Source organism: Pseudoalteromonas sp. APC 3250, assembly GCF_030407915.1.
GTDB lineage: Bacteria > Pseudomonadota > Gammaproteobacteria > Enterobacterales > Alteromonadaceae > Pseudoalteromonas > Pseudoalteromonas tetraodonis.
In genome coordinates this window covers 398,541-424,693 of record NZ_JASDCM010000001.1, presented here as the reverse complement: position 1 = coordinate 424,693, position 26,153 = coordinate 398,541, and the positions used below count along the sequence as shown (strand labels likewise).

Here is a 26,153-nt window from a genome sequence, read left to right as displayed (position 1 = left end):
CTAATGACAGGTTTTATTTTTTATAATTAAAACATTCAATTATATATTAGAAAGTCCACTCTAAATGAACTTGCGGTACTGATTCACTAACATCAGTACCAAATTTATTGTGCCAGTATTGCCATTCCATACCTAACAGTAAGGTATTTTCTTTCATTTCTAGCGCATGTCCCATATCCCATACAATAATAGGTTGGGCTAAAAACCAAGCACGCACATCGTTACCAAACTCATCTTTTCGTTCAGCAATGTACTCTGCATGTCCTTTTACGTTAAACTTTTGCGAGCCAATCATGAACGGGTAATCAAAGGCTACATCAAACATCCAGCTGTTAGTTTCAATGGGTGCACCGCCTTTTGCAACGCCTTCGCTATCATCAATGTATGCACTGATAAGGGTTGAAAAGAAATTAAAACCAGGCACATCCCAGCTTAATTTTACGCCTGGTAAATATTTAACTACTTTGGCATCGCCTGCAGCATTAATACCCATGGTTAGGCCAACATCAACAAGCGCCCCTGACGCTACTTTTTCGTCCATTACTGCAGATAAACTAAGGGTAGAGTAACCTTCAAAGTAAAAGTCTTGATCTTGAAAGCCATCATCGTTGCTGTCGGTACTGTAATCAATAAAGAAAAAGTTATCGCCATAATCATGCCCAGAAGCATGCTCAATTGAGTACACCGTGGTATTAGATTTTTGTTCAGTAAATGGGTTTTTGTGGTTGCCGTTATTAATATGAAGCGCCGTATTGCTCCAATTAGCAGCGGTAGCTGTTGAACTTAAGGCACACGCACTTAGTGCAACGAGAGGAAGTAAGTTTTTAATTTTCATAACCATATTTTATGTGACACGCTGAATATCACATTATAGCAAACACGGTTAATTTGTTAATTATTTATTGTGATAAACAGTGCATTAGCACGCAGCTAATACACTGTAAAAAGGGAGATTATGCTTTATTGCGGCGCAAACAAATAACAGCAATAGCAGTAAAGGCTAAAATAAAGCAGTAGTAAGATGAGGTTGAAACATCCCACGGGCTAATTTTAAATGTAGCACCGAGTAATAATGCTTGCGCGCCATAAGGCAAAGACCCTTGGGTTACACAGGCAAAAATATCTAATAAACTGGCAGAGCGTTTACCACTAATTTCGCCATCATCAGCCAGTTTTTTAGCAATAGGGCCTGTCACAATAATAGACACGGTATTATTGGCAATACACATATTACTGGTGACAACTAATGCCGCGATCCCTAACTGATCGGCTACTTTACGGTGCCATTTGGCAATGACTTTAGTAATAGCTTGAATTTTTTGAGCGATATAGTCGAGGCCGCCATTAATACGAATAAACTCAGAGAGGCCACCAATAAACATAGACAGTAAAAATATTTCCTGCATTTCACTAAAGCCTTTGTAAATATCTTTTACAAAGCTTGCACCTTCATAGCTGCCGGTAAAGCCCATTAATGCGGCAAACACAATACCGCTTAACAGCACTACAAACACATTAAAGCCCATTACCGCCAGGACTAAAATAAAGGCATACGGAAGTACTAATAAAATATCGTAGTCTTTGGTATCAACTACTTGTGCTGCAGGCGTTAAAAATAATAGCAATGCAATAGTGAGTATGGCGGCCGGAACAGCAATTTTAAGGTTTTCTTTAAACTTATCTTTCATTTCACAGCCTTGCGTGCGGGTAGCAGCAATCGTGGTGTCAGAAATTATTGATAAGTTATCACCAAACATAGCACCAGATACAATGGTACCGGCCATTAAAGCAGGATCAATTCCTGTTTTAATAGATACTGCATAGGCAATTGGGCCAATAGCACCAATAGTTCCCATTGAAGTGCCCATAGCAGTAGAAATAACCGCCGCTATTAAAAATAAACCAGGTAGTAGTAACGAAGGGGGAATAAGTGAAAGTCCGGCATTAACAACCGCATCCACACCGCCGGTAGCACCAGCAACCGCCGAAAAAGCACCCGCTAGTAAGTAAATAAGACACATGGTAATAATATTGTTATTACCTACGCCCTTTATAAAGGTTTCTACGCTTTGGTTGATGCTGGTTTTATTTAAAATAAAGGCTAAAACAATCGCGGGTAAAATAGCGACTGGTGCTGGGAGTTGATAAAACGCGTAATCAACCCCTTGAGATTGTAAATATAAGCCTGAGCCTAAAAAAATAGCAACAAAGGTGAGTAGGGGAAGCAAAGAAAATCTTGCTTTATTTTTATCAAATGATGGCTGCATCATAATCCTCGTTAATTATTCATAGCAATCGAAGTCGATTGATATATTAAACAGCCAAAGCATCCCTCTTTTAGCTGAATTTAGTTGTTTGTTTTACTATCTAACCAGATAAGTAACCCAACAGCGCCCGCAAGCCAAAGACCAAATCGGCGCAAAAAAAGAAGTTTAAATGTATAGATGGCTAAATGCAAAGACTATCTGTTATTATTATGAGGGTCTGTTGATCTTTCAAGGTTAAATTTGCAGCAGTCTGTTTGGTATTTAGGCAAGGCAGAGCCTATGTGGTGTAGTTGTTCCCCATAAATAGGCGGTAACGCAGCATCAATGCCAAACAGGCGCTGCCCGAAGGGTTCTGCCTAGGGGCGATTTACTCTTTGTTGCTCGGTTTTTACTTAGCCCACTAGGTTACAAACCTCGCGCCACGATTAAACCGCTCCTAGTTTGAACAAATTTTAATCCGCAAAGGTCAACAGACCCTAAAATAATCGAAGCTTTTTTATAAGCTTTCCTGACTATTACATGAGTTTTAGATAAAATCTAGCTAACTAAAAAATACATAGGTTGTAAAAAGATGAATCGAGTAGGTGTGTTTGGTGCGAATGGCCGTATGGGACTGGCACTTGTAGAAGCAGCAACAATCAATAAAAATTCACAATTAGCGGCGGCCTATGTGCGCAGTCAGTCACCGTTATTAGACCTGCCCGTTAATCAGCTTAATAGCGCAGCGGCAAAAGAGATTAAGTTTAGCAGTGAACAGCAGGTTGAAAATGTAGATGTGCTTATAGACTTTACTTTGCCTGAAGGCATGAGAAATCATTTAAAAACAGCCGTTGAGCAAAAAACACCTATGGTAATTGGCACCACCGGCTTAACTCATGACGATATGGCGCTATTAACGGATGCAGCTAAACATATTCCGATTGTATTTGCGCGTAATTATAGCGTGGGCGTAAATTTACTGCTTAACTTAGTGCAAACGGCAGCAACAAAACTAGGCGATGATTTAGATATAGAAATTTTTGAAGCACATCATCGTCATAAAATTGATGCGCCATCGGGCACTGCACTTGCCATTGGCGAGTCGATTGCTCAGGCAAAAGGGTGGGATCATGATGAGGTTGCCGTTTATGATCGCAACAACATAGAGCAGGCCAAATCACAAAATGAAATTGGTTATTCGGTGCTAAGGGGCGGTGATATAGTAGGTGAACACACGGCCTACTTCGCTACAATGGGCGAAAGACTTGAATTAACCCATAAAGCAAGTTCGCGAATGACCTTCGCGCTAGGTGCTATAAGAGCTGCGCAGTGGTTGAAAAATAAACCTGCAGGACTTTATGACATGCAAGATGTGCTAGATTTAAAGTAGTTAAGTTCCTTTTTTAACGCTTTGGGGTGGTTTTTTGCTATAACCACTTATTTATTGCAATTTACTAATTAGCGTTAGACCTAAAAGCCAACTTCATGTAGAATGCAGCCAATTTGCCAAAAATTACTAAATGCGTGTTTCCAATTATACTCATATGGTTAGCAAAACCGGGGTTTGTGTGGGAATGAAAAGAGTTTTAGGCAAGAAAAATGAATGAAGGTTTAGTGGTTTACATCGGCATCATTTAAGACTGCGTAAAACAATTTAAGCTCACAGAAATCAGGTTTTGACCAATTATCTGAGTATTGGCGGGGTGTTAAGCAATTTGCTTACTCCCGTTTTTTACTGTTAGGAGGTTTAACTTGACTAAATCCGCTCTGTTAGTCCTAGAAGACGGCACAGTGTTTCGCGGTACTGCAATCGGCGCTGACGGCATGTCAGTCGGTGAAGTAGTATTCAATACGTCTATGACTGGTTATCAAGAAATTTTGACTGATCCATCGTACGCGGAACAAATCGTAACTTTGACGTACCCACATATCGGTAATACGGGTACCAACAGCGAAGACGAAGAAGCGAGTCACATTTGGGCTAAAGGCCTAGTGATCCGTGATTTGCCACTGCTAGCGAGTAATTTTCGTAACGAGCAATCGTTAGATGATTACTTAAAAGAACGTAATATTTTAGGTATTGCGGACATCGACACCAGAAAACTAACCCGTATTTTGCGTGATAAAGGCGCACAAAATGGCTGTATCGTTGCCGGTGACGAACTAGACGAGAAAAAAGCGCTTGAAGCTGCGCAAGCCTTCCCAGGCTTAAAAGGCATGGATTTAGCAAAAGTTGTCTCAACCAAGGAAAATTTTGAGTGGCGCGAATCAAGCTGGACATTAGGCGAAGGGTTTAAAACCTTACACGCTGATGATGAAAAGTTTCATGTTGTTGCCTACGACTTCGGTGTTAAACGTAATATTTTACGTATGCTTGTAGATCGTGGTTGTAAACTAACGGTTGTACCCGCACAAACCTCTGCCGCTGACGTACTAGCATTAAACCCTGATGGTATTTTCTTATCAAATGGCCCTGGCGATCCTGAGCCATGTACTTATGCCATTGATGCAATTAAAACCTTTTTAGAAACCGATACGCCAATTTTTGGTATTTGTTTAGGGCATCAACTATTAGCGCTTGCCTCAGGTGCTAAAACAGTAAAAATGAAGTTTGGCCACCATGGTGGTAACCACCCAGTTAAAGATCTTGAGCGCGATGTCGTAATGATCACCGCACAAAACCATGGTTTTGCTGCAGATGAAGCCACATTACCAGATAACCTACGTGCAACGCATAAATCGTTATTTGACGGCACATTGCAAGGTATTCACCGTACAGATAAACCAGCATTTAGCTTCCAAGGTCACCCAGAAGCGAGTCCTGGTCCGCACGATGCAGCCCCATTATTTGACCACTTCATCGATTTGATGCAAGCGCGTAACCACTAATTTAACCGGAGTAATAATGCCAAAACGTACCGACATAAAAAGCATTCTTATCTTAGGCGCAGGCCCAATTGTAATTGGTCAAGCTTGTGAATTTGACTACTCTGGTGCTCAAGCGTGTAAAGCACTAAGAGAAGAAGGCTATCGAGTTATATTAGTTAACTCAAACCCAGCAACTATCATGACTGACCCAGAAATGGCCGATGCAACATACATCGAACCAATTCACTGGGAAGTGGTAGAAAAAATCATTGAAAAAGAAAAGCCAGATGCTGTCCTGCCTACAATGGGTGGCCAAACAGCATTAAACTGTGCGCTTGATTTAGACAAGCATGGTGTATTGGCTAAGCATGGCGTTGAGCTTATTGGCGCAACAGCCGATGCAATCGATAAAGCAGAAAACCGTGAGCGCTTTGATGTTGCTATGCGTAACATCGGCCTAGAATGTCCACGTGCTGAAATTGCCCATTCAATGGATGAAGCGCGCGATACCATGACCCGTATCGGCTTACCGTGTATTATTCGTCCTTCTTTCACAATGGGCGGCACCGGCGGCGGTGTGGCTTACAACATGGAAGAGTTTGAAGAAATCTGTGAGCGCGGTTTAGACCTTTCACCAACCAGCGAGTTATTAATAGATGAGTCGTTAATTGGTTGGAAAGAATACGAAATGGAAGTTGTTCGTGACAAAAAAGACAACTGTATTATCGTCTGTTCTATTGAAAACTTTGACCCAATGGGTGTGCACACAGGTGACTCAATCACTGTGGCTCCAGCACAAACATTAACCGACAAAGAATACCAAATCATGCGTAATGCCTCTATGGCCGTATTGCGTGAAATTGGTGTTGAAACCGGCGGTTCAAACGTACAATTTGGTGTAAATCCCGTTGATGGCCGTATGGTTATCATTGAAATGAACCCACGTGTATCACGTTCATCGGCACTGGCCTCTAAAGCAACCGGTTTCCCTATTGCTAAAATCGCCGCTAAGTTAGCGGTAGGCTACACGTTAGATGAGCTTCAAAACGATATCACTGGCGGTAAAACCCCAGCGTCGTTTGAACCGTCAATCGATTACGTTGTAACAAAAATTCCTCGCTTTAACTTTGAAAAATTTGCCGGTGCAAACGACCGTTTAACGACGCAAATGAAATCAGTGGGCGAAGTAATGGCGATTGGTCGTAACCAACAAGAGTCATTACAAAAAGCATTACGTGGTTTAGAAGTAGGCGCAACAGGCTTTAACCCAATTGTGGCACTTGATGACCCTAAAGCAAAAGAAAAAATCATTCGTGAATTACGTGAGCCAGGTGCAGAGCGTATTTGGTACATTGCCGATGCAATGCGCCATGGTATGAGCGTTGAAGATGTATTTGAATTAACTAAGATTGACCCTTGGTACTTAGTACAAATTGAAGATATCTTAAAAGACGAAGCTAAAATTTCAGAAGTCGGTATGGCCGGCTTAAATGCAGACTTCTTGCGTAAACTTAAACGCAAAGGGTTTGCAGATCCGCGTATTGCAGAAATTGCCGGTGTGTCAGAAGCTGAAATCCGTAAAAAGCGTCATCAACTCAATATTGTGCCTGTGTACAAACGCGTTGATACGTGCGCTGCCGAATTTAGCTCAGATACAGCTTACATGTACTCATCTTACGATGAAGAGTGTGAAGCGAACGCATCTGACCGTGATAAAATCATGGTGATTGGTGGTGGTCCTAACCGTATCGGCCAAGGTATTGAATTTGATTACTGTTGTGTACACGCAGCGCTTGCGCTTCGTGAAGACGGTTACGAAACTATTATGGTTAACTGTAACCCTGAAACGGTATCTACCGATTACGATACGTCTGATCGTTTATACTTTGAGCCAATTACGCTTGAAGACGTACTAGAAATTGTACGTGTTGAAAAGCCAAAAGGCGTTATCGTGCAGTACGGTGGTCAAACACCACTTAAACTAGCGCGTGAGCTTGAAGCGAACGGTGTGCCAGTAATTGGTACTTCGCCAGATGCGATTGACCGTGCAGAAGATCGTGAACGCTTCCAACAACTTGTTGAGCGTTTGGATTTACTGCAGCCAGAAAATGCCACCGTAACCTCAACTGAAGAAGCTATTTTAAAATCAGTTGAAATTGGTTTCCCACTGGTAGTACGTCCTTCGTACGTATTAGGTGGTCGTGCGATGGAAATTGTATACGATGAGCAAGACTTACGTCGTTACATGACCGAGGCCGTATCTGCATCAAACGAAGCACCCGTGTTACTTGACCGTTTCTTAGATAACGCAATCGAAGTTGACGTTGATGCTATCTGTGATGGCGAGCAAGTGATTATTGGCGGCATCATGGAGCATATTGAACAAGCGGGCGTTCACTCTGGTGACTCAGCGTGTTCATTACCAGCTCACTCGCTAACGCAAGAAGTACAAGATGTAATGCGTAAGCAAGTAACTGATATGGCCCTTGAGCTTGGCGTAGTTGGTTTGATGAATACACAGTTTGCGGTTAAAGATGGCAAAGTGTATTTAATCGAAGTAAACCCACGTGCAGCACGTACAGTTCCATTTGTATCTAAAGCAACGGGTGTAGCACTTGCAAAAGTTGCGGCACGTTGTATGGCAGGTCAATCTTTAGCAAGCCAAGGCATTACTAAAGAAGTGATTCCACCGTACTACAGCGTAAAAGAAGTGGTATTGCCATTTGCTAAGTTCCAAGGTGTGGATCCTATCCGTGGCCCAGAAATGCGCTCTACGGGTGAAGTAATGGGTGTTGGTGATACTTTCGCCGAAGCGTTCGCAAAAGCACAATTAGGTGCAAGCAACACTTTACCACGTGGTGGTCGCGCGTTACTATCTGTACGTAATAGCGATAAGCCACGTATTGTAGAACTAGCTAAAACCATGACAGACCTTGGTTTTGAGCTAGATGCAACAGGTGGAACAGCTGCTGCACTTGAAGATGCTGGAATTACGGTTCGCCGTGTAAATAAAGTATATGAAGGTCGTCCGCACATTCTTGATAGAATCAAAAATGGCGAGTATAGCTATATCGTTAATACCACCGAAGGTCGCCAAGCGATTGAAGATTCGAAGGTGTTACGTCGTGGTGCATTGCAGCACAAAACCAATTATACTACGACATTGAATGCGGCATTTGCTAACTGTACTGCTAACCAAGCAGATGACCGCAGTAAAGTGACGTCTGTTCAAGAACTACACCTGCGATTGAACTAAGGAAATGTGCCAAGGCCGTAACCACGGCCTTGGGATTAAGTGAGAAAAGTATGCAATCAATTCCAATGACAGTTCGTGGCGCAAAATTATTGCGCGATGAACTTAACGAATTAAAAACTGTTACCCGTCCAAAAATTGTATCTGATATTGCTGATGCACGTGAACACGGTGACTTAAAAGAAAATGCTGAGTATCACGCTGCGCGTGAGCAACAGGGTTTTTGTGAAGGCCGTATTCAAGAAATTGAAGCAAAACTTTCAAACATGCAGATGATTGACGTAACAAAGATGCCTAATACAGGTAAAGTGATTTTTGGTACTACAGTAACCATCGTTAATGTTGAAACCGACGCTGAAGTTAAATATCAGATTGTTGGCGATGATGAAGCAGATATTAAAAGTAATTTAATCTCTGTCAATTCACCAATTGCTCGCGGCTTAATTGGTAAACAAGCGGATGACGCTGTGATTATCAAAACGCCAAAAGGTGATGTAGAGTACGAAATCATTGAGGTTGAGTATATTTAATTAGTTAACTCACTTTAACGTTTTATAAAAACCAGTGCTTAGCAATAAGCACTGGTTTTTTTATGCTTGGTTTTTATATTTGGTTTAGATACCGGTCAATTATTATTCATTGTTTGTAAATGTAGACTATGTTGTTATGGTAGTAACCTATTCTTCAATAAGGAAATAATATGGCAAATATACTGTATCCAGCACCTTTAAAAGTGGGATCTAAAATCGCCGTGTGTTCTTTATCAGCGGGGATCAAATCAAAATATCACCCACGGTTAGACATCGTCATTAATGGCTTAAAACATCGAGGTTATGAGGTTGTTGAAGGGGAGTTTTTACGTCAAAACGAGCCGCGAACTCAACTTACTGCTAAGCAGCATGCCAAGCAATTAATGGACTTTTTATTGGATGATAAAATAGATGCGATTATGCCGCCAATGGGCGGAGAGCTGGCAATGGAAATATTGCCGTTACTTGATTTTGGCGCAATTAAAAATGCCAAACCTAAATGGTTGGTGGGTTATTCAGATGTCAGCACGATTGCTTGTGCACTGACAGCAAAATGTAATTGGGCAACACTGCATAGCGCCAATTTAATTCAGTTACACCCCGATGAAAAAGATCCGTATTGTTTACAAATTTTTGAAAGTCTAAGCTATGAGGCTAATAGTGAGTTTGAGCAAGCCCCCTCGACTTACCATCAACATAGCAAGCCTGATTATGCACAAAACCCAAACGTATTATTTGATCACAGCGCGCCAACCCAGTGGCAATGTTTAAATTACACCGATAAACGCAGTATCGAAATGTCAGGGCGATTGTTTGGTGGGTGTCTTGATACGGTTGGGCTGTTGCTTGATTCGCCTTTTTTAGCACTGCATGAGTTTAAAAAGCATAATGCCTCGCAAGGTATTGTGCTTTATTTAGAAAGCGCAGAGCTCACGCCTGCGACGGTTGCACGGTTTTTATTGTCACTCAAATTAGCCGGTATGTTTGATGATATAAACGGGGTGATTATTGGCCGCCATGTAACCTTACAGGGGCAAGATCCGGGGTTTGATTATCGCCAAGGCTTAAATGCCGCTTTTGGCGGGTGTTTATTTCCGGTGATCATTGATGCCGATATTGGTCACATCCCTCCTAATTTAAATTTAATCAATGGAGCTTTATGCACTGTTACCGCAGATGTTGATCAAGGCAAAGTTATTAGTGCGTCTGTGGTCACAAAACTAGCCTAATAAAGTGAGCTGCTCACTAACAATTTAAAGTGAGCAGCTTTGACTTATAAAACCTGAATTACTTGTTCTTTGCTTAAACGTGATTTTGGCAGCTTAGCATTGTAGTCTTCTTCTGCATCATGGTAACCCAGCGCAAGTGCCACATCACAGATGTAGCCGTCTAATTCGCTTGCAAACTCTTCACCAATCAGCTGTGCATCAACGCCTTCCATCGGCGTGGTATCAATCCCTAAGCGTGCTGCTGCATGCATAGTATTGCCTAAAGCAATGTAGGTTTGTGCTTTGGTCCACGCGGCATTATTACCTTGCTCATCGGTATTTAAATCAACAAACGCAAAGGCGCCAAAAGCTTGCTCGCGGTTTTCTTTTTGAGTTCGGCCATTTTTTATATCAGCATCAATTACGTGTCCGTAATCTTCACGAGTATATTGCGGATTATGAGCAAATAAAATAATGTGCGACGCCGCTTTAATGTGTGGCTGATTAAATTGAAACTTATTAGCAAAGGTAGTGTGCATACGCTCTTTTGCAGCGTCTGATTCAATCACTACAAATTTCCAAGGCTGCGAATTAATTGACGAAGGAGAAAGACGCATAGCATCATACAATACCGTTAAATCGTCTTGAGAAATGCGCTTTGTCGCGTCGTAACGTTTAGCAGTATGGCGGCTTTCAAGGTCGCGAATAATAGGGTGAGTCATAGTCTCTCCATAATAAAAAAGGGCTAATAAACAGTGTTCACTGAGTGTATGAGCAACATAATACAATTTGCTTTATTTAAAATAAACAGCATAATTATTGAATCATTATCAAATAAAAATAGATAATATGCAGATTGATGACTTAAAACTGATTTTAAAAGTAGCAGAGTGTCGAAGTATTACTTTAGCTGCTGCTAAGTTAGATATGCGCACAGCAACCGCCAGTGCGGCTATTAAGCGCGTAGAATCAGCCCTTGGCTGCGAATTATTTATTAGAACAACTCGCCATTTGCGTTTATCCAGTGCAGGGGAGCGGTACATACCCCAATGCGAACAAGCGCTGGCTGTACTTGAAACGGCAAGGCAAAACCTCAAAGGAGAACATGATGCTATTGAGGGAGAATTGCGGGTGGCTACTTCATCTGATTTAGGGCGCAACCTAGTGATCCCCTGGATTGATGACATTATGGATAGGTACCCAAGTGTGAGCTTGCGTACGCACATTAGCGATAGCAATATCGATTTTTTTCGTGATTCGGTTGATATTGCACTGCGTTATGGCTCCCCAAGTGATAGCAGTGTTTATGGATTTAAAATTTGCAACGTACCGCGACTACTCTGTGCTACACCTACCTATTTAGCTAAATATGGTGAGCCAGAGCACCCTGATGATTTAGCGCAGCATCAAGGGTTATTTTATCAGCTGCAAGATATTATCAATAATGTATGGGAGTTTACCGATGGCCAAAAAAAATACAAAGTAAAAATGCAGGGCAGACGTGCCTCAAACGATGGCGATTTAGTAAGGCGCTGGTGTGTGGCAGGTAAAGGTTTAGCGGTTAAATCAGCGTTAGATATTGCAGATGATTTGCTAAATGATCGCGTGATCACGCTGATGCCTGGTTATCAACACACCTGTGGCGAACTTTGGTTAATATGCCCAAGCCGCCAATCCATTACGCCAGCAGTGAGATTGCTAAGAGATGTGTGCAGAGAAAAAGCTACTCGTTTGTTACAACAGTTAGTTGATAAAGGTGTTTTAGCAAAAAGTGCACTTGAATGATGTTTTTCCAGCCAAGTGCATGTTGATTTAAAGTTTGCTGCTGAGTGTTTTAATTGCCTGGGATGCATTTTCACTCGTAGGGTCGAGCTCTAAAGTTTGTTGATAAAACTCAAGTGACTTTGCAATGTTACCATCAGCTAAATATGCTTCCGCTAAACTGTCGTGGGCATTCGCAGAGTCTGGATTTGTTTGCACATTGAGTTTAAATACAGCAATGGCTTCTTTTATCATCTTCATTTCGAGTAGTTCATAGCCAAAATAATTAATTGAGCGCTCGCGAGGAGTATCGCCACTAGAGACCAATTCTGCGTATTTCTTATTTAACTCACTAATGCCACCACTTTTTATTGCCTGAAACAGCATGCTATCAACATTTTCGGTTGCTACCTCGTAAGATTTACCATAAACAATATTGGTTAAGCCTTTCGTCATAGGCGTGAGCGGAGCTCCGCCAGTGTTATTTAAAATCACGATAAGTAGCTGATCTTCCAATATACGACTAATAAATGCATTAAATCCATCTATACCTCCACCATGTTGTACTTGTGTTAGTGGTTTGCCATATTTATAAGCACTTAATTGATTAACTTCCCAGCCAAATGCGTAATTACGCTGCTGCGATACGGTATACATTTGCTTTTTTAGCTCTTCATTTATTAGCTTATTTGTATAAAGTGCTTGGTCCCATTTTACGAGATCGCGGGCGGTTGAATAGAGAGACCCCGCGGCATAGGGAATAGACATATCTAGATAATCGGCATTAGTGTAACCGTCTAAGTTATTGTTATAACCAGATGCACGTTGCTTGAGCAGCTTTTCATGAGAGTCATAACCGCTGTTGTGCATATTCAGCGGGGTAAAAATGTTCTGCTGCAGTACGTCTTGGTATGTTTGTTGAGTGACCTTTTCAATCACGGCACCTAAAATAAAGTAGCCTGAATTGCTGTAGCGAAATTGTGTACCGGGCTCAAATAATAAATCATCACTACATAACAGCGTTATAAACTCATCAACGCTGTAAGGGTTGCGGCTGTAATCATCTCTAAATGCTTTTGCATGAGTATAATTACTTAGGCCTGAAGTATGGTTAAGGATTTGGCGAATGGTAATTTTATCGCCAATATCTTTACGATAGCCGGGTAGGTAAGTGCTTAAGGGGGCATCGAGCTGTATTTTGTTTTGTTGAACCAATTGTAGAATGAGTAGGGCTGTAAATTGCTTTGTAATAGAGCCTATTCGAAACTTGGTCTGTGATGTGTTTTTAATATCCCATTCAAAGTTTGCGTAACCATAGCTTTTTTCAAAAATAACTTCGCCGTGTTTGGCAACTAACACGTTACCATTAAATTGTTTTAACTCATGAAAGCCTTGTATGAAAGAATCAATTTCTGTGGCTTTATTAGCGGCTAAGCTTATTGTAGATATAAAAAGTACACTCATAGCTAATAATTGAGTTAGCCAAACTCTAGTCTTGTGACTCATAATTTTCCTTAATTATTATTGTTTGTTTTAAAATGAATTTTTAGCGTGGTTAGTATGAAAAGTAAACTTATTTCGTGTTGCAATTTTGTGTTCAGCTTGTTTTTTTTTATTTTTTGCAATAAAAAGCCCGAGTTGTAAATAGCTCGGGCTTGTTGGTTGGGATAACAAATTTATTAGTGAGAAGGGGTGGTTTTATCTACCATTATGGTATTACTCAGTTTCGTATCCGAAGTCGACTCTTTACCTCGAAATTTACGTATCACTCGTTTCAAATCTTCAAGCGCAACGTACTGACACGGTATAAGAATAAGCGTAATTACTGTGGCAAACAGCACACCAAAGGCGAGTGATACGGCCATAGGTATTACAATTTTTGCTTGTAAACTGGTTTCCATAATAATGGGCATTACGCCAATAAAAGTAGTAACAGAGGTTAGTAATATCGCTCTAAAGCGACGCGCTCCGGCTTGCATTACCGCTTCTTTTATTGCCACACCTTCTGCACGGGCTTTGTTTACAAAATCCACCATAACAAGTGAATCATTAACCACCACACCGGCTACCGCAATAATGCCAAACATCGATAAGCTGCTCATGGTCATACCTAGTACCATGTGGCCAAACATGGCGCCAACCACACCAAATGGAATGACCGACATAATAATTAATGGTTGCGAGTAAGAGCGCAGAGGAATAGCCAATAATGCAAAAATTATGATCATCGATAGCGCAAAGTCACGTAATTGCTCATCAGCGCTATCCATTTCCTCTTGAATACGACCAGCCACATTACTTTGTACCCCTGGGTAGTTTTTAAGTAATGAAGGTAAGTACTCATCACGAATTTGTTGTGCAATGGCAAAGGGTTCTACTTGGTCAGTATTTACCGCAGCCCACACGTTTACTGTACGTTTTGAATTTTCACGGCGAATACGATTAACCCCATCAACTAATGAAATATTAGCAACTTCACTTAATGGTACTTCAGCGCCTGTTGGGGTGATAATACGTACGCTGTCGATATCACTGATTGAGTTACGCTCATCTTCTGGGTAGCGGATCATCACTTTAATTTCTTCACCTTCGCGAAGAATACGTTGTGCTTCAAGACCGTAATAGCTAAAGCTTACTTGAGAGGCCACATCAGCAAGGGTTAAGCCCATACTGTAAGCAAGTGGTTTTAAATCTAGCTGTACTTCATCGGTAGCGCTTTGCATTGAGTCATTAACATCGCCTACGCCTTCCATACTTTGCAACTTGGTTTTAAGCTTACCAGCAACTTCTTTAAGTACTTGTGCATTTTTACCTTCGAGTTTAAAGCTTACATCGCCATCGTCTCGACCCCCGTTCATAATACTGTCTTGAATGGTTAGGGTTTTAACACCCGGTAAGTTAGGCATTTGTTCGCGCCATAAGGCACTCAGTGCAAAGGTATCAATAGGGCGCAGGTCGGGTTCAACTAAAATAGCCATAATGTTTGCTTGCGTTCGCCCACGTAAGCTAACTGATAAATCGCGGATCATCGGTTTACCGTATTGCTCTTTGAGCTGGTTATCAACGCTCAGTATTAGCTGCTCTACTTTTTTAGCTGTCTCAAGCGTTGCTTGCTCAGAAGACGCTAAGTTCATTTCTATATCAATGCGAGGAAAATCGTGCGGTATTTTAGGATTAGGCACAAATTTAACTAAACCACCGGCAAACATTCCCGCACTGACAATCAGTAAACACATAAAACCGACAATTACGGTATAGCGATAATGAATGCAGCGACCAACAAACGGGGTGTAGTAGTTATCAACAAAACTTTTTAGGCCGTTATCCATTACTTTACGTGCACGGTGAAGCGGGTTTTTTGGATTTGGTTTACGGTCTTTCATTGCTGCAATATGTGCTGGTAAAATAAGTTTTGATTCAATCAGTGAGAAAATTAAACATAAAATAATCACCCCACCAATGGCTTTAGAAAAAGCCGCACCAGGGCCTGTGGCAAGAGTTTGCGGTAAAAATGCCGCAATAGTGGTAAGTACGCCAAATGTGGCTGGCATTGCCACGCGCTTTACGCCGCGTACTACGTTATCGAGTGTATGGCCGTGTTTTTCTATTTCAGCACTAGCAGATTCGCCCACAACAATGGCGTCATCAACCACTATCCCAAGCACCAGTATAAAGGCAAATAACGAGGCTAAATTAATGGTGACATCTAAAAAGCCAATTGGCATAAACAAAAAGGCACCTAAAAATGACACAGGTAAACCCATCATTACCCAAAAAGCTAAACGTAATGGTAAAAACAGCGCTAATACCAACATAACTAATAAGCCACCCCAAATCATATTGTCGACCATCATATCGAGGCGACCTTCGAGGTAGTAAGTTAAATCAACAATAGGAGAGAGCTTAACACCTGCAGGCAGTTGCGATTCTTTTTCAGCCATATAGGTTTTAAGTACTTTAGCAACATCGGTAATATCTTGATCTTTAGAGGCGTTTACTTCAAACGACAATGAGTTTTTACCATTGTATTTTGAGTATTGCAGGCCTTCTTCAAAGCCATCATTTATGGTGGCAACGTCACCTAAATAAACTTGCGCGCCATCGGCAAGGGTGATCAGTGGTAGTTTTGCAAACTCGCTACCACGGTAGGCTTGTTTTTCAACGCGCATTGAAATATAGCCATTTTCAGAGCGAATTTGCCCAGCTGACATATTGGCAGAAAAGCTTTGCACTGCACTGGCAATATCTCTAAACGTTAATCCATAAGCACGCAGTTTGTCTGGGCTTACTTCAATACCAATTTCGTAATTAAGGCCACCATTAAAGTTAACTAAATTAATATTAGGCAGTGCCTGAAGCTCGTCTTTTATATCGTTTCCGAGCTCTTTAAGTTGGTAGTTACTCATGTCACCGTAAAGCGCAAGTATCATTACTTCTTGTTCGTATTTATCGCGACGAACAATAGGGCGCTCCATACCCGCAGGAAACGTATTAATTGAATCTACTTGTACTTTAATTTCATCGAGTACTTCTTGCGGGTCAAACTGCTCTTCTATTTCAATCCACGCTTGTGAAGAGCCTCTATTGGAGTAGGTGATAAGGCGCTTTATTCCCTCTATACCCTCAAGGTTCTCCTCGACTTTTATGGTAATGCCCTCCTCAACCTCTTGCGGGGCTGCGCCAGGGTATACCGCGGAGACACTGATCCAGTTACTTTCAAATTGTGGAAACATTTGTTTGCGAATAGTAAACGCCGTTAAAATGCCACCAATAAGTATAAATATCATCAATAGATTTGCTGCAACAGGGTTGCGCGCAAACCATGCAATTAGGCCTTTTTCACGTGTAGACATAAGTTACTCCTGTTTCAATGCAAGTTGAGTAACGTCTGGGGTTGTTACAACGTCTTCAATTTTTACCGCCATTCCCTCGGTAGGGTATTCAAGGGCAGAAGTAATTAGCTGTTCACCTTCATTAAGCCCTTGGTCTGCGATCACCATGCCATTTTGTTCACGTATAATATTGAGAGTTTTAAACGACAGGGTTAAATCGTCATTTAATATCGCAATTTTATTTTCTTTGACTAAATGATGTGGCACAACAATGGCGTTATTAACTGCACGACCTTCTATGCTAGCGTTAACATAGGAGCCAAAACGCAATGGTTGAGTTTTGTTAGCATATGGGGTTGGTAATTGTGCCACTAAGTAGCTCATACGGCTTTTTTGATCTATCACCCCTTCACTGCGTACCACTTTAGCCTGCCATGTGGTTTCTTTGCCCGCGAACTGCGCACTAAATAACACTGTTGCACCAATACCGCCATTATTTAAGTATTGAAGCTCTTTATCGGCAACCGGTAAACGTACTTCAGCGACCGAAGTGGCGCTGAGTGAGCCAAAGCTATTACCTGGATTTACAACAGAACCCAAACTAATGCTACGCGCGTTTATAATTGCATCGTAGGGGGCTTTAATATAAGTGCGTTCTAAATTACGTTTAGCACGTTTTACACTTGCTTGTGCTGAGCGATAACGCGCCATTTTCTCTGCTAATTGCGGTTTACGTAAATAAAGCGCAGAGGCGGTGATATCACTTGAGTCTGCTTTAATGCGTTCCCATTCAGCTTTAGCAACATGCGCTTGAGCACGTTCTATCTCAAGCGCTGAACTTGCTTGGGCGAGCCCAGCCTCAGCTTCAATTAAATCAGCTTCGTAATCATTTGGGTCAATTCGTGCTAAAATATCTCCTTGCTTTACGAAGGCACCTTCAACAAATTGCCCTGCAACAGAAATAACTTGGCCACTTACCTGAGCAATCAGCTCAGTGCGGTCTTTAGGTTGCACAATACCGTACGATTTAACATCGAGAGTGATTGCATCAAGGTGAATAGGTTGTGCTGCAACCAATGGGCGAGTATCTTGTTCTGGTTTTTCTTCTGGTGGTTTTTTCATTGCTGAAAAGCCCGCTGCAAGGGCGATGCCACCAACAAGGACCGCGATAGGGAGTATTATTTGTTTTTTAGTCGCCACAGGGCATTCCTTCATAAATTGTGCTGATGAACTAATGATACGCAATAAAGTGTTTACAGTGTGTTTGAAGATGTAACAAGTCATTGCATAATGCGGTTACAAATAGAACAAATCGCTCTGTTTGTATGCAAAGCAGCAACAATATAATTAAAATTTATTACTGAGGTTATAATGAAAACACAATCAATGGCGTGCCGTTTAGGCTGTGGAGCATGTTGTATTGCACCAAGTATTAGCTCGCCAATACCGGGTATGCCAAATGGTAAAAAGGCCGGAGAACGTTGTATTCAGCTGGATGAGCGTAATTTATGTAAGCTATTTGGTGATGAGTCGCGCCCTAATGTGTGTAGTGATTTTAGCGCCACTTTAGATGTATGCGGGACAACCAATGAACACGCATTAACGTTAATTACAGAATTAGAGCAATTAACCTAATTTATTGTATTAAATACACATATATTTACAATTTATACGCTTGAAAAGTGTAGTCACTTACTTTGTCTTTCTAAAAGTAGTACTGAGAGAGTGCAAAGAGACACTGCGCTTTAAGAGTAAGTGACTTAGACACAAAGTCACTTGGTTTAGTGAGTCGTGTTTTTCTCATTTTCTTCTCATTCAATTCTCTTTGTTCATACGGTTTTAATGATAAATGTACAAAGAGGGCGAAGAGGCGCTGGGCTTTTAGAGTACGTAAAGTAGGGCGAGCTGCGGTATGAAATTTTTAAGTCAGCTTGTTGCTAGTCTGTTTATTATTTCAATTTAAAAAACACGCTCAGCGTGGGATACACCCTCGCTGAGCTAAATTGTTACCAGCTATACGTGGCGCTCAGCGTATATTGCTCACCGCGACCCGGCGTGCCTGGGATTTCTTCAAACGATTCATCCCACAAATTATCCGCTGCTAAAGTAATAAAGAAATTTTGCAGTGTAGCTGGGGTTATTTTTAACGTCAGCTGAGTAAATAGTGCCTCGTCATCTGAACGGCGAAGGGCATTTTTATGCTGTTTACGCCATTCATTATCTACTCGAAACTCTAACTTATCCGTCGGGTTCCAAATTGCACCGAGCGTTACACGATGATCAGGAAAATTTAAGGCATAAAAGCTAGCATCAACATTTTCAGCGCCATAGGTTTCTGTTTTATGTAAGTAGGTATAGCTGGCAACAATTTCTGTATTATTAAATTGTTTAGTGGCTAAAAACTCAAGGCCTGTGGTGTCAATATCAACCGGCTGTGCAAATCGCGCTGAGCTTGAATCAAAGCTAAATGTCCAATCGGTTAGGTTGTTATCTTTACGATAAAAAAGTGCGGAATTAAGCTGCCAGCTTTGTTGCTCAAGCAATAAGCCCAGCTCTAAATTTTTAGTGGTTTCGCGCTCAAGATTAGCGTTACTTCTGAACAACCCACCAGTCTCGCTGCCACCAATGGCGGTGTAGCCTGCTACTTGGCTTGCCTCAGCATACGACAAATACAATGTACGCTCAGTGCCATCGTTATTATGGGTATTTAAACTAACATCACCAATCAATGATAGCTCAGAGTCATCACGACTGGTGTTATCAAATGCAGCCCCTAAACGCACCGTTAGTTGCTGGTTGCTTGCTAGTGCTGTTGTGTATTCTGGTAATACACTAAGCTTAAAGTAGTTACGTGAAGTAAAGTTATTTTCAAGGGTGGTGGAGTCAATACTGTCTTCTATATATTGCGCCGAGTAATTAACCGCAACTGACTTTGTTTGCGCATGACGACCTGAAATAGCCAATGATTTTACTTGTGTTTCATGAAATGCTTGGAACGCGCTTGGGTTTTCTCTTGAATAAACATAATGGTCGTTATGCTTGCGGTAATAAGCCGATACTTCAAATTCACTGTTGGTAGCATAGGCTTGCTTATGGTTGAGCATCCATAATTGGGTTTCTAAGTCTTCGGTTTCATTTACACCAAAGGGGGTATAAAGGTTTGGCCAACCAAAAAACTTTTCTTGTAAGCCGTAAAATAAATCAGTTTGTGAATCGCTCCCAGTTAACTGCACTCTACCTGAGGTACGAGTAAAGTCATGATCGCCAAAATCAATTGAACCATCACTTTGTGAGTGCGAATATTCACCTTCAAAACCAATACGCCAATTAGCGTTTGCTTCAATTGGAGTACTCACACCTGCATGAATTGTTTGTAGGTTAAAGTCATTTGAGCCTGCGCCCAAAGAGACACTGCCACCGGTTGTTATTGGTTTCCAAGCAAACGACACAGTACCTACCGAGCTATTCATGCCATAAAGTGCGTTATCGGCTCCGGTTAATACGCTGGCACCCGTTAGCATTTGTGGTGCAATAGGAATTTCTGCAAAGTAGTGACCAGACTGCGGGTCGAGTAGAGTTGTACTGCCGACTCTAAAGCCGGTATTTTCAAAAATACCCCCGCGTATCGTTACATCAGCTTGTGCTTCAGCCATATTGCGTGATTGCAAGTCAACACGCGGGTCGTACTCTAAATTTGAAATAGGTGAATCAAATGTACCAACGGGTAAGGTATTGGCAGTGGGAGACGCTTCAATTGTTATTTGTTCTATGGTTGCTGTTTCTTTACTCTGTTCTGCATAAGCAACAGTCGAAATACTGGCTAGTACAGCCGGTATAATAAGGTGCGGGGCACGATTCATATCATTATTCTCATTTTATGCAATGGCGCTAACAATTAAATACCTATCACTTTTTATCACATGATAAGGTAAGCTCACTAAGCTAGGGTGATTTTGGGCGCTATTGTACATTAATGATAAAAAACTGCATTTGATAATCAAACCTAGCGTTACAAAATAGTAACTCTGCATCCTATAAATTATTTACATTGGTCACTTTATTATGCAAACACAACAACCGAGCCATTCATTAAATCAGCACACACTTTATTTTGCTGGTGGTTGCTTATGGGGCGTGCAAGAATTTATGAAGTATTTACCTGGAGTAGTGACTACTGAGGCGGGGCGTGCCAATGGCACTAGTAACACAACACAAGGTGAATACGATGGCTATGCCGAATGCGTGAAAGTAACCTTTGATATTCAAGGAGTGACCTTAAATGAATTAATCGGCTATTTTTTTGAGATTATTGACCCATACAGTATCAATAAACAAGGTAACGATGTAGGCGAAAAATACCGCACCGCCATTTTTAGCCAAGACAGTAATCATTTAAACATCGCCAGAGACTATATTAGCCAGCGTGATGATGCTGAAAAAATAGCGGTACAAGTAGCGCCATTGACTAATTATGTCCCTAGCGATCCCGAGCATCAAGAGCGTTTAACCAATCACCCTGATGATTATTGCCATATCCCACTTGATTTATTACACAAGTATAAATAACAACTTCATTGATGCGTATTTAAATAAAAAAGGCTGGTAACTAATAAAGCTAAAATTAGCTGTTACCTCGTTTATGCTTTTTTTTAGATTTATTAGGCTTTTTCTTTTTTCGAGGGAACATATCTCTAAAAAGGTAGGGCACAGCTAAAAAGTAGATCCCAGTTCCTAAATAAAGAAAAAGGTAAAATAGATAAGTAAACGGCGACGCTGAAAAGAAATAAACGTCAGATTCGACCCGGTAATCTGTTGGGGTCAGAATATAGCCATCATGTATAAACTTTATCGCAAATAAAATAGATAAAAGGCCTAAAGCCCAAAAGACTAAAGAGAATGCGATTTGATTCAATAGCATTCTCGTATTACTTATATCTACATATTTTACTTTTGGTTTCTTTTTATTTTTTGATTGCTTCATTTTGGCCAAAAAAAGTAATAATGATTGCCATTAGTATGCCTACTAAGCCAATGCTTGAAAAAACCAGACTGTATTCACTCTTAATATTGAAGATATTTAATAGGCTGGTTATTAACAATAAAAAAATACCAATAATTTTTATAATCGTTAGTGTTTTATTCAAACAAAACCATGTTTGACAAGAAGGGCATTGTTTTTCAATAAAAATACTATTTTTGTTAATATTTTTTATATCTTTAGCTGCAAAATTACTTTTACAATTTGGGCATGTTTCTTTCATTTTAATCCTTTAATTTACCTCACAACTTTAAACACTAGGTTTACTAAACATCTTATTGATTAAGCTTTATCCCTGTAACATGGTAACTATAGCATTGAGCTATCACCTTGTTAATGCGCAACTTATTACATTATAGGCAAACAGTTTTTAAGCCATAAAAAAGCCCGCGAACATACGGGCTTTTAAATATTAATTAAAATTTATTGCTGCGCTTTAGGCGGGAAGTTGCTTAAAATATTGGCAACCGTTTCTTTAATAGCGGCTTCACGTTGTGATGGTGTTTGTTTTTTCTTTAAACGACCATCTTTAGCACCACGCCAAATTAATTGGTTTGACTCACGATCAATAATATCGATAACTAACGTGCCTACTTCATACTCACGTGCGCTTACATCGTGGTTAAAGCCTGTGCCCCAGTAACCCCAACGTGCACCGTAGCCTACATTAAAGGTATCTACTTCTAGCTCTTTATCAACACTTGCATGGTAATTAACAAGTACATCAGCTTGCGCTACGTCAACCAATTGCATACCTAACTGTTGGCTTAGTTGGTTGTTTACCGCATTGCGAACGCGTTTTTCCATAAGGCCACTGATTTGGTAGTTATTCGTGTCTTTAGTTAGGCTCGCGTTTTCTACCCAAGCAAACGTTTTGTAGTTACTAAAGTTTGCTGATTTATCGTAATCCCAATCGGGCGTTTGTGTACAGGCGGTAAGTAGCGCCAGTGCTGCGACAATAAATATATGTTTCATACCGTTTGCTCCAATAAAGTGCGTTTGTTTAAACTACCATGGGCGAGGGTAATTTAAAATCTAAAAATAAGTGTAACTGGCTAAGATGAATAGCCAATTAACTCTTAGTCCAGTAGAGAGGCTTTATGTTCAACCTCAATCCAATCTTTTTCATCTACCCAGTTTTGTGCGCCGTCTTTTACTGAACGAATTGGCACAATATAATCACAACTTATTTGCGGTTTAACCGAAGCAAATATTGGCACAAAGCCAAAGCTCAGGGCGGTTTCTATAATTGCTTTTTGGTTTTGCGGATCGATATCAGCCGCTTCATCTATGTAAATAGGTATACGGTATAAGTTTTGTTCCTGATCGCTTAATAAGTAACGAATAAACAACATGCCACATAATAGCTTAATGGTGATACGCGTACCATTTGAACCAGCCGAATCTATTTTTTCAAAGTGCTCGGTTTCGCCCGCGCGGTTAACCACTTCAAAACGAATATCAAATAAATCGGTAAGGGTCAGGCCTGCTTTGTCTGAGGCGAGTTTAATTAAATGATCTTTTGCGTCGTTTACCGCACTTTCGCTGTACGGCTCTTGGCTGAGTAAATCCAGGGTATCGCCTTGTTCAATTTGGTTAGATGTACTGATAATGGTATCAATGCTATCTACCAACATTTTTCGCGGGATAATATTAATTTTAAACGCTTGCAGGTTTGAAATGCGGTGCTGGCTTATGCCTTTATTAAAGCTATTCATTTCACGGCGTAGGCGGTCTAAATCTTCACGTAAGCCTTTAATCGTGGCGGCCACTTCGGTGAGGGCAACGCGACCTTGGCGCTCAACGGCATCGCGCTCGTTATCAATGTTATGAAACGCGCTAATAAGTTTTTGGTATTTACTAAACTCATCGTTTTCGTTATCGAATTTGGTAATACCTGCATTGTAAATATGCATATAAGTATTACGTACATTTATATCGAAATTACGTAGCTCTTGGCAGTCTTTGTTAAAGTGGTGAATTAAATCGCTTAAATTATCAAAATCGATTTTTATATCAATCATGTAAGGTGTCACTTTACCACTGTATAAATCTAACGTGTGGTCAATACGCTCGGTTTTAACTTGGCGCAGGCGCTCTGTTTGACGATTAATTTGCGCTTGTTTTGATTTAATTAACGAGCGTCTATCAGCAATTGAGCCACTGTTTTTTTGAATATCTTGTAGGTAGTCGTCAACTTGTTCGCGTTCGGCTAAAAGCTGCTCTTTTAGCATTGCTTGGGCGTCAACCGATTGTTGCATCACTTCAAATTGCTCTAAGCGTTTAAGTGCACTTTCAGCACTCATAAGCTCATCGTATAGCGCGTCTTTTTCTTTTTGCTTATCTGCAACATTGGCGGCCACTTCGCGCTGTTGTTTAAACTCTTTTAATGATTGCTCAAGTGCGGTTAATTGAGCACTCAGTTGCTCTTTGTTTTCGCCGCTTTGCATTTGCACAGGCGAGAGTTTTTTAAGCTTAATACTGGCACCGGGCAGGGTGAGTACACCGCCTTTTACGTTTTCACTAAGCTGCGCTAAAAATTCGCCGAAAGCATCGTCATCATCAATAGTGATATCGCCATTGCTGGTGGTAGCAAAGGAGAGAAGATCGGGGTTTAATAGTCGCGATATTTCTTCAACTTCTTTCAGTGATAAGTCTTCACGCATACGAGTGAATAAATTAAATTCTAAGTTTTTAAGTTGTAACTTTAAGCTTTTAATTTGTTTTTGTGTTTCGCCAATGCGGTAATCAAGGGTGTGCAGGCTTTGACCTTGTGCACTCGTTATTGAGTGTGACAACGACTCGTAGTCATTTTTTAACTGCGTTAAGCTGGTTTTGAGCGTGGCTTTATTAACCAGCTCAAACTCACTTTTAAGAGCGTTGTAATCTAAAAACCACTGTTCAATTTGGGTTTGTTTGCGCTCTATATCGCGCGATTGTTGAACGTATAGGCTTTGTTTTTGTTCAAACTCGTGTTTTTCGTGCTCAATATCTTCAAGAGCGATGTTGAGCTCGCTTAGTTGCTCTTCCTGATACGTATCAAAATCAATCAGTGCTTGGTCAATTTTTGGTGCATAAGCGGCCAGTTTACCTTTAAGAACGGTTTGGTTTTCAAGCATAGATTCGAGGGCGGCTATGGGCTCTTGCATTGACTCAAGGGCTTTTAATTCACGTTTTGCGCGGTTTACTTTATCAAACGACCGGCGCCATACTTCGTAAAAGTCGACCTTTGAATTTGACATGTGGCGTTCAAACACACGTAACATAAAGCGCTTAACGTCGTTTGCGCCTAATTTATGTAAATTAAGAATACGACGAAAGATTTCTTTGTATATTGCAGAGTCTTGAACGTTGTTAAGGGGGATCATTTTTAAATTGATCTCACCATCAAATTGCGTTGCACCGCCAGTAAGTAGGGCGTTTAACTCTTGCGCTTTAAGCTCTATCGGGTTGTAACCTTGCTGCTTTAAGTGATTAAACAGCTTGGTAAACTTAATAATGGTATTGCCTTGGGTGTACTGGGCTAAATCAAGTTTGCCTTGATAGCAAAAGTATTGGTGTGCATAACCGGCAATTTTACCTAAGCCTGCTACGCCAATGACAACTGAGCCATGGGGTAAATCGGCTTGCAATAAAATGTACGATTGATCTGATGAAAAATAAAACTTACGGGTTTCATCTAAATCGTGGCCATCCCACTCGGTAAGGCGTAAATCGTTAATTAGCGGAAATTGCAGTGCATTAATAACTGAGCTTTTACCTGTGTTGTTAGGCGCACAAATCGAGCTACTTTTATCAAGTGGGATCACACACTTTGCATAGCCTGCAGTATTAAGTAGGGCGAGTTTACTCAGTCCGTATAAGTTTTTCATTCCTCGTCCTCTCCTAAAAAGGTTTCTTCATTTACTTCCATTAAGGCATCAATATAGCGATGAATTGGCGCCTGTAGCATAAAGCCGCCTTCCACTTCGCGGGCAAGGCCTAAACGTACCATGCGTAAATACACATCTTTGCGTAAATCAGAACCCGAGAATATTTCAAGCTGATCAAATAAATGTTTATTAAGTTGTACCAAGGTTTGCATTAGCTCTAAATCGTTTGGCTCATCAAATAATGCACGCATTGGGTCTTTACCTGTGTTGGCAAAGTGTTCGATTAAAATATAAATAGTGAGCGCTATCGCGCGCGATATTTTGCCCATATTGGGGGTGCTTTCATCGCTAGCAAAATAATAAAAGCCACGACTGTCGTGCTTTAAATCATGGCCTAATGCTGTGAATAAGGCGCTGTAGGCTTCAATTTGTTGGTCAAGCTCTTGCCACATTACCGTGTCTTGTTCGCAAATGTGGTAACCCGCGACTAATTTTTTATTAATGGCTTGTAAGTGAGAAAGCTCATTTAAGTTTATCTGTGTCAT

Annotated in this window: 19 protein-coding genes; 8 read left to right on the top strand and 11 right to left on the bottom strand. The window is 40.9% G+C overall.

Annotated features, from left to right (window positions below; translation table 11 throughout):
• Nucleotides 1-46 precede the first annotated feature (46 nt).
• Entirely contained in the window at nucleotides 47-835 is a 789-nt protein-coding gene (locus QL986_RS01925; RefSeq protein WP_024602952.1) for a nucleoside-binding outer membrane protein, read from the bottom strand.
• 118 nt (nucleotides 836-953) lie between these two features.
• Complete coding sequence (locus QL986_RS01920; protein ID WP_013465160.1) at nucleotides 954-2,267, bottom strand: Na+/H+ antiporter NhaC family protein; 1,314 nt, start codon at nucleotides 2,265-2,267, stop codon at nucleotides 954-956.
• A 571-nt stretch (nucleotides 2,268-2,838) separates the two neighbouring features.
• Between QL986_RS01920 and dapB the strand changes: the two genes are divergently transcribed.
• The 5 genes from dapB to QL986_RS01895 all read left to right on the top strand — a co-directional run bounded on the left by dapB (nucleotide 2,839) and on the right by QL986_RS01895 (nucleotide 10,126).
• The gene (gene dapB / locus QL986_RS01915; RefSeq protein ID WP_008463955.1) at nucleotides 2,839-3,636 is read left to right on the top strand and encodes a 4-hydroxy-tetrahydrodipicolinate reductase; all 798 of its coding nucleotides are present in this window, start codon (nucleotides 2,839-2,841) and stop codon (nucleotides 3,634-3,636) included.
• A 362-nt stretch (nucleotides 3,637-3,998) separates the two neighbouring features.
• On the top strand, nucleotides 3,999-5,135 hold the full coding sequence (gene carA, locus QL986_RS01910) for a glutamine-hydrolyzing carbamoyl-phosphate synthase small subunit (protein WP_016900401.1): 1,137 nt from the start codon (nucleotides 3,999-4,001) through the stop codon (nucleotides 5,133-5,135).
• A gap of 16 nt (nucleotides 5,136-5,151) precedes the next feature.
• Nucleotides 5,152-8,370, top strand: coding sequence for a carbamoyl-phosphate synthase large subunit (gene carB, locus QL986_RS01905; RefSeq protein WP_016900400.1), 3,219 nt, complete (start codon nucleotides 5,152-5,154; stop codon nucleotides 8,368-8,370).
• 50 nt (nucleotides 8,371-8,420) lie between these two features.
• Nucleotides 8,421-8,897 carry a transcription elongation factor GreA gene (greA, locus tag QL986_RS01900; RefSeq protein WP_010388635.1) on the top strand — a complete coding sequence of 159 codons (477 nt, stop codon included), beginning with the start codon at nucleotides 8,421-8,423 and terminating at the stop codon, nucleotides 8,895-8,897.
• Nucleotides 8,898-9,067: 170 nt separating this feature from the next.
• Nucleotides 9,068-10,126: a S66 peptidase family protein gene (locus QL986_RS01895; RefSeq protein ID WP_013465157.1), complete on the top strand. Its 1,059-nt coding sequence runs from the start codon at nucleotides 9,068-9,070 to the stop codon at nucleotides 10,124-10,126.
• A 44-nt stretch (nucleotides 10,127-10,170) separates the two neighbouring features.
• Here the strand turns inward: QL986_RS01895 and QL986_RS01890 are convergent, their stop codons facing one another.
• Entirely contained in the window at nucleotides 10,171-10,827 is a 657-nt protein-coding gene (locus tag QL986_RS01890; RefSeq protein ID WP_008109298.1) for a nitroreductase family protein, read from the bottom strand.
• A 127-nt stretch (nucleotides 10,828-10,954) separates the two neighbouring features.
• Here QL986_RS01890 and QL986_RS01885 point away from each other — a divergent pair, with 127 nt between their 5' ends.
• On the top strand, nucleotides 10,955-11,890 hold the full coding sequence (locus QL986_RS01885) for a LysR family transcriptional regulator (RefSeq protein WP_024602953.1): 936 nt from the start codon (nucleotides 10,955-10,957) through the stop codon (nucleotides 11,888-11,890).
• 27 nt (nucleotides 11,891-11,917) lie between these two features.
• Here QL986_RS01885 and QL986_RS01880 read toward each other — a convergent pair whose 3' ends face one another.
• The 3 genes from QL986_RS01880 to QL986_RS01870 form a co-directional block, all read right to left on the bottom strand.
• A complete protein-coding gene (locus QL986_RS01880) occupies nucleotides 11,918-13,372 on the bottom strand; it encodes a serine hydrolase (protein ID WP_024602954.1) in 1,455 nt (484 codons plus the stop codon).
• Nucleotides 13,373-13,545: 173 nt separating this feature from the next.
• Nucleotides 13,546-16,719, bottom strand: a complete 3,174-nt coding sequence (locus QL986_RS01875) for an efflux RND transporter permease subunit (protein ID WP_024602955.1) — start codon at nucleotides 16,717-16,719, stop codon at nucleotides 13,546-13,548.
• A gap of 3 nt (nucleotides 16,720-16,722) precedes the next feature.
• The gene (locus tag QL986_RS01870; RefSeq protein ID WP_024602956.1) at nucleotides 16,723-17,898 is read right to left on the bottom strand and encodes an efflux RND transporter periplasmic adaptor subunit; all 1,176 of its coding nucleotides are present in this window, start codon (nucleotides 17,896-17,898) and stop codon (nucleotides 16,723-16,725) included.
• 171 nt (nucleotides 17,899-18,069) lie between these two features.
• Here QL986_RS01870 and QL986_RS01865 point away from each other — a divergent pair, with 171 nt between their 5' ends.
• Nucleotides 18,070-18,333 carry a YkgJ family cysteine cluster protein gene (locus tag QL986_RS01865; RefSeq protein ID WP_290191067.1) on the top strand — a complete coding sequence of 88 codons (264 nt, stop codon included), beginning with the start codon at nucleotides 18,070-18,072 and terminating at the stop codon, nucleotides 18,331-18,333.
• 371 nt (nucleotides 18,334-18,704) lie between these two features.
• Here QL986_RS01865 and QL986_RS01860 read toward each other — a convergent pair whose 3' ends face one another.
• The gene (locus tag QL986_RS01860; protein WP_024602957.1) at nucleotides 18,705-20,558 is read right to left on the bottom strand and encodes a TonB-dependent receptor; all 1,854 of its coding nucleotides are present in this window, start codon (nucleotides 20,556-20,558) and stop codon (nucleotides 18,705-18,707) included.
• Nucleotides 20,559-20,760: 202 nt separating this feature from the next.
• Between QL986_RS01860 and QL986_RS01855 the strand changes: the two genes are divergently transcribed.
• On the top strand, nucleotides 20,761-21,264 hold the full coding sequence (locus tag QL986_RS01855; RefSeq protein WP_024602958.1) for a peptide-methionine (S)-S-oxide reductase: 504 nt from the start codon (nucleotides 20,761-20,763) through the stop codon (nucleotides 21,262-21,264).
• A gap of 395 nt (nucleotides 21,265-21,659) precedes the next feature.
• Here QL986_RS01855 and QL986_RS01850 read toward each other — a convergent pair whose 3' ends face one another.
• The 4 genes from QL986_RS01850 to QL986_RS01835 all read right to left on the bottom strand — a co-directional run bounded on the left by QL986_RS01850 (nucleotide 21,660) and on the right by QL986_RS01835 (nucleotide 26,153).
• The gene (locus QL986_RS01850; RefSeq protein WP_029750492.1) at nucleotides 21,660-21,959 is read right to left on the bottom strand and encodes a hypothetical protein; all 300 of its coding nucleotides are present in this window, start codon (nucleotides 21,957-21,959) and stop codon (nucleotides 21,660-21,662) included.
• A 200-nt stretch (nucleotides 21,960-22,159) separates the two neighbouring features.
• Nucleotides 22,160-22,711, bottom strand: coding sequence for a DUF4136 domain-containing protein (locus tag QL986_RS01845; protein WP_013465143.1), 552 nt, complete (start codon nucleotides 22,709-22,711; stop codon nucleotides 22,160-22,162).
• 104 nt (nucleotides 22,712-22,815) lie between these two features.
• Nucleotides 22,816-25,608 (bottom strand): hypothetical protein, encoded by a 2,793-nt coding sequence (locus QL986_RS01840; protein ID WP_024602960.1) that lies wholly within the window; start codon nucleotides 25,606-25,608, stop codon nucleotides 22,816-22,818.
• The gene (locus QL986_RS01835; protein ID WP_013465141.1) at nucleotides 25,605-26,153 is read right to left on the bottom strand and encodes a hypothetical protein; all 549 of its coding nucleotides are present in this window, start codon (nucleotides 26,151-26,153) and stop codon (nucleotides 25,605-25,607) included. Before QL986_RS01835 ends, QL986_RS01840 begins: the two co-directional genes overlap by 4 nt.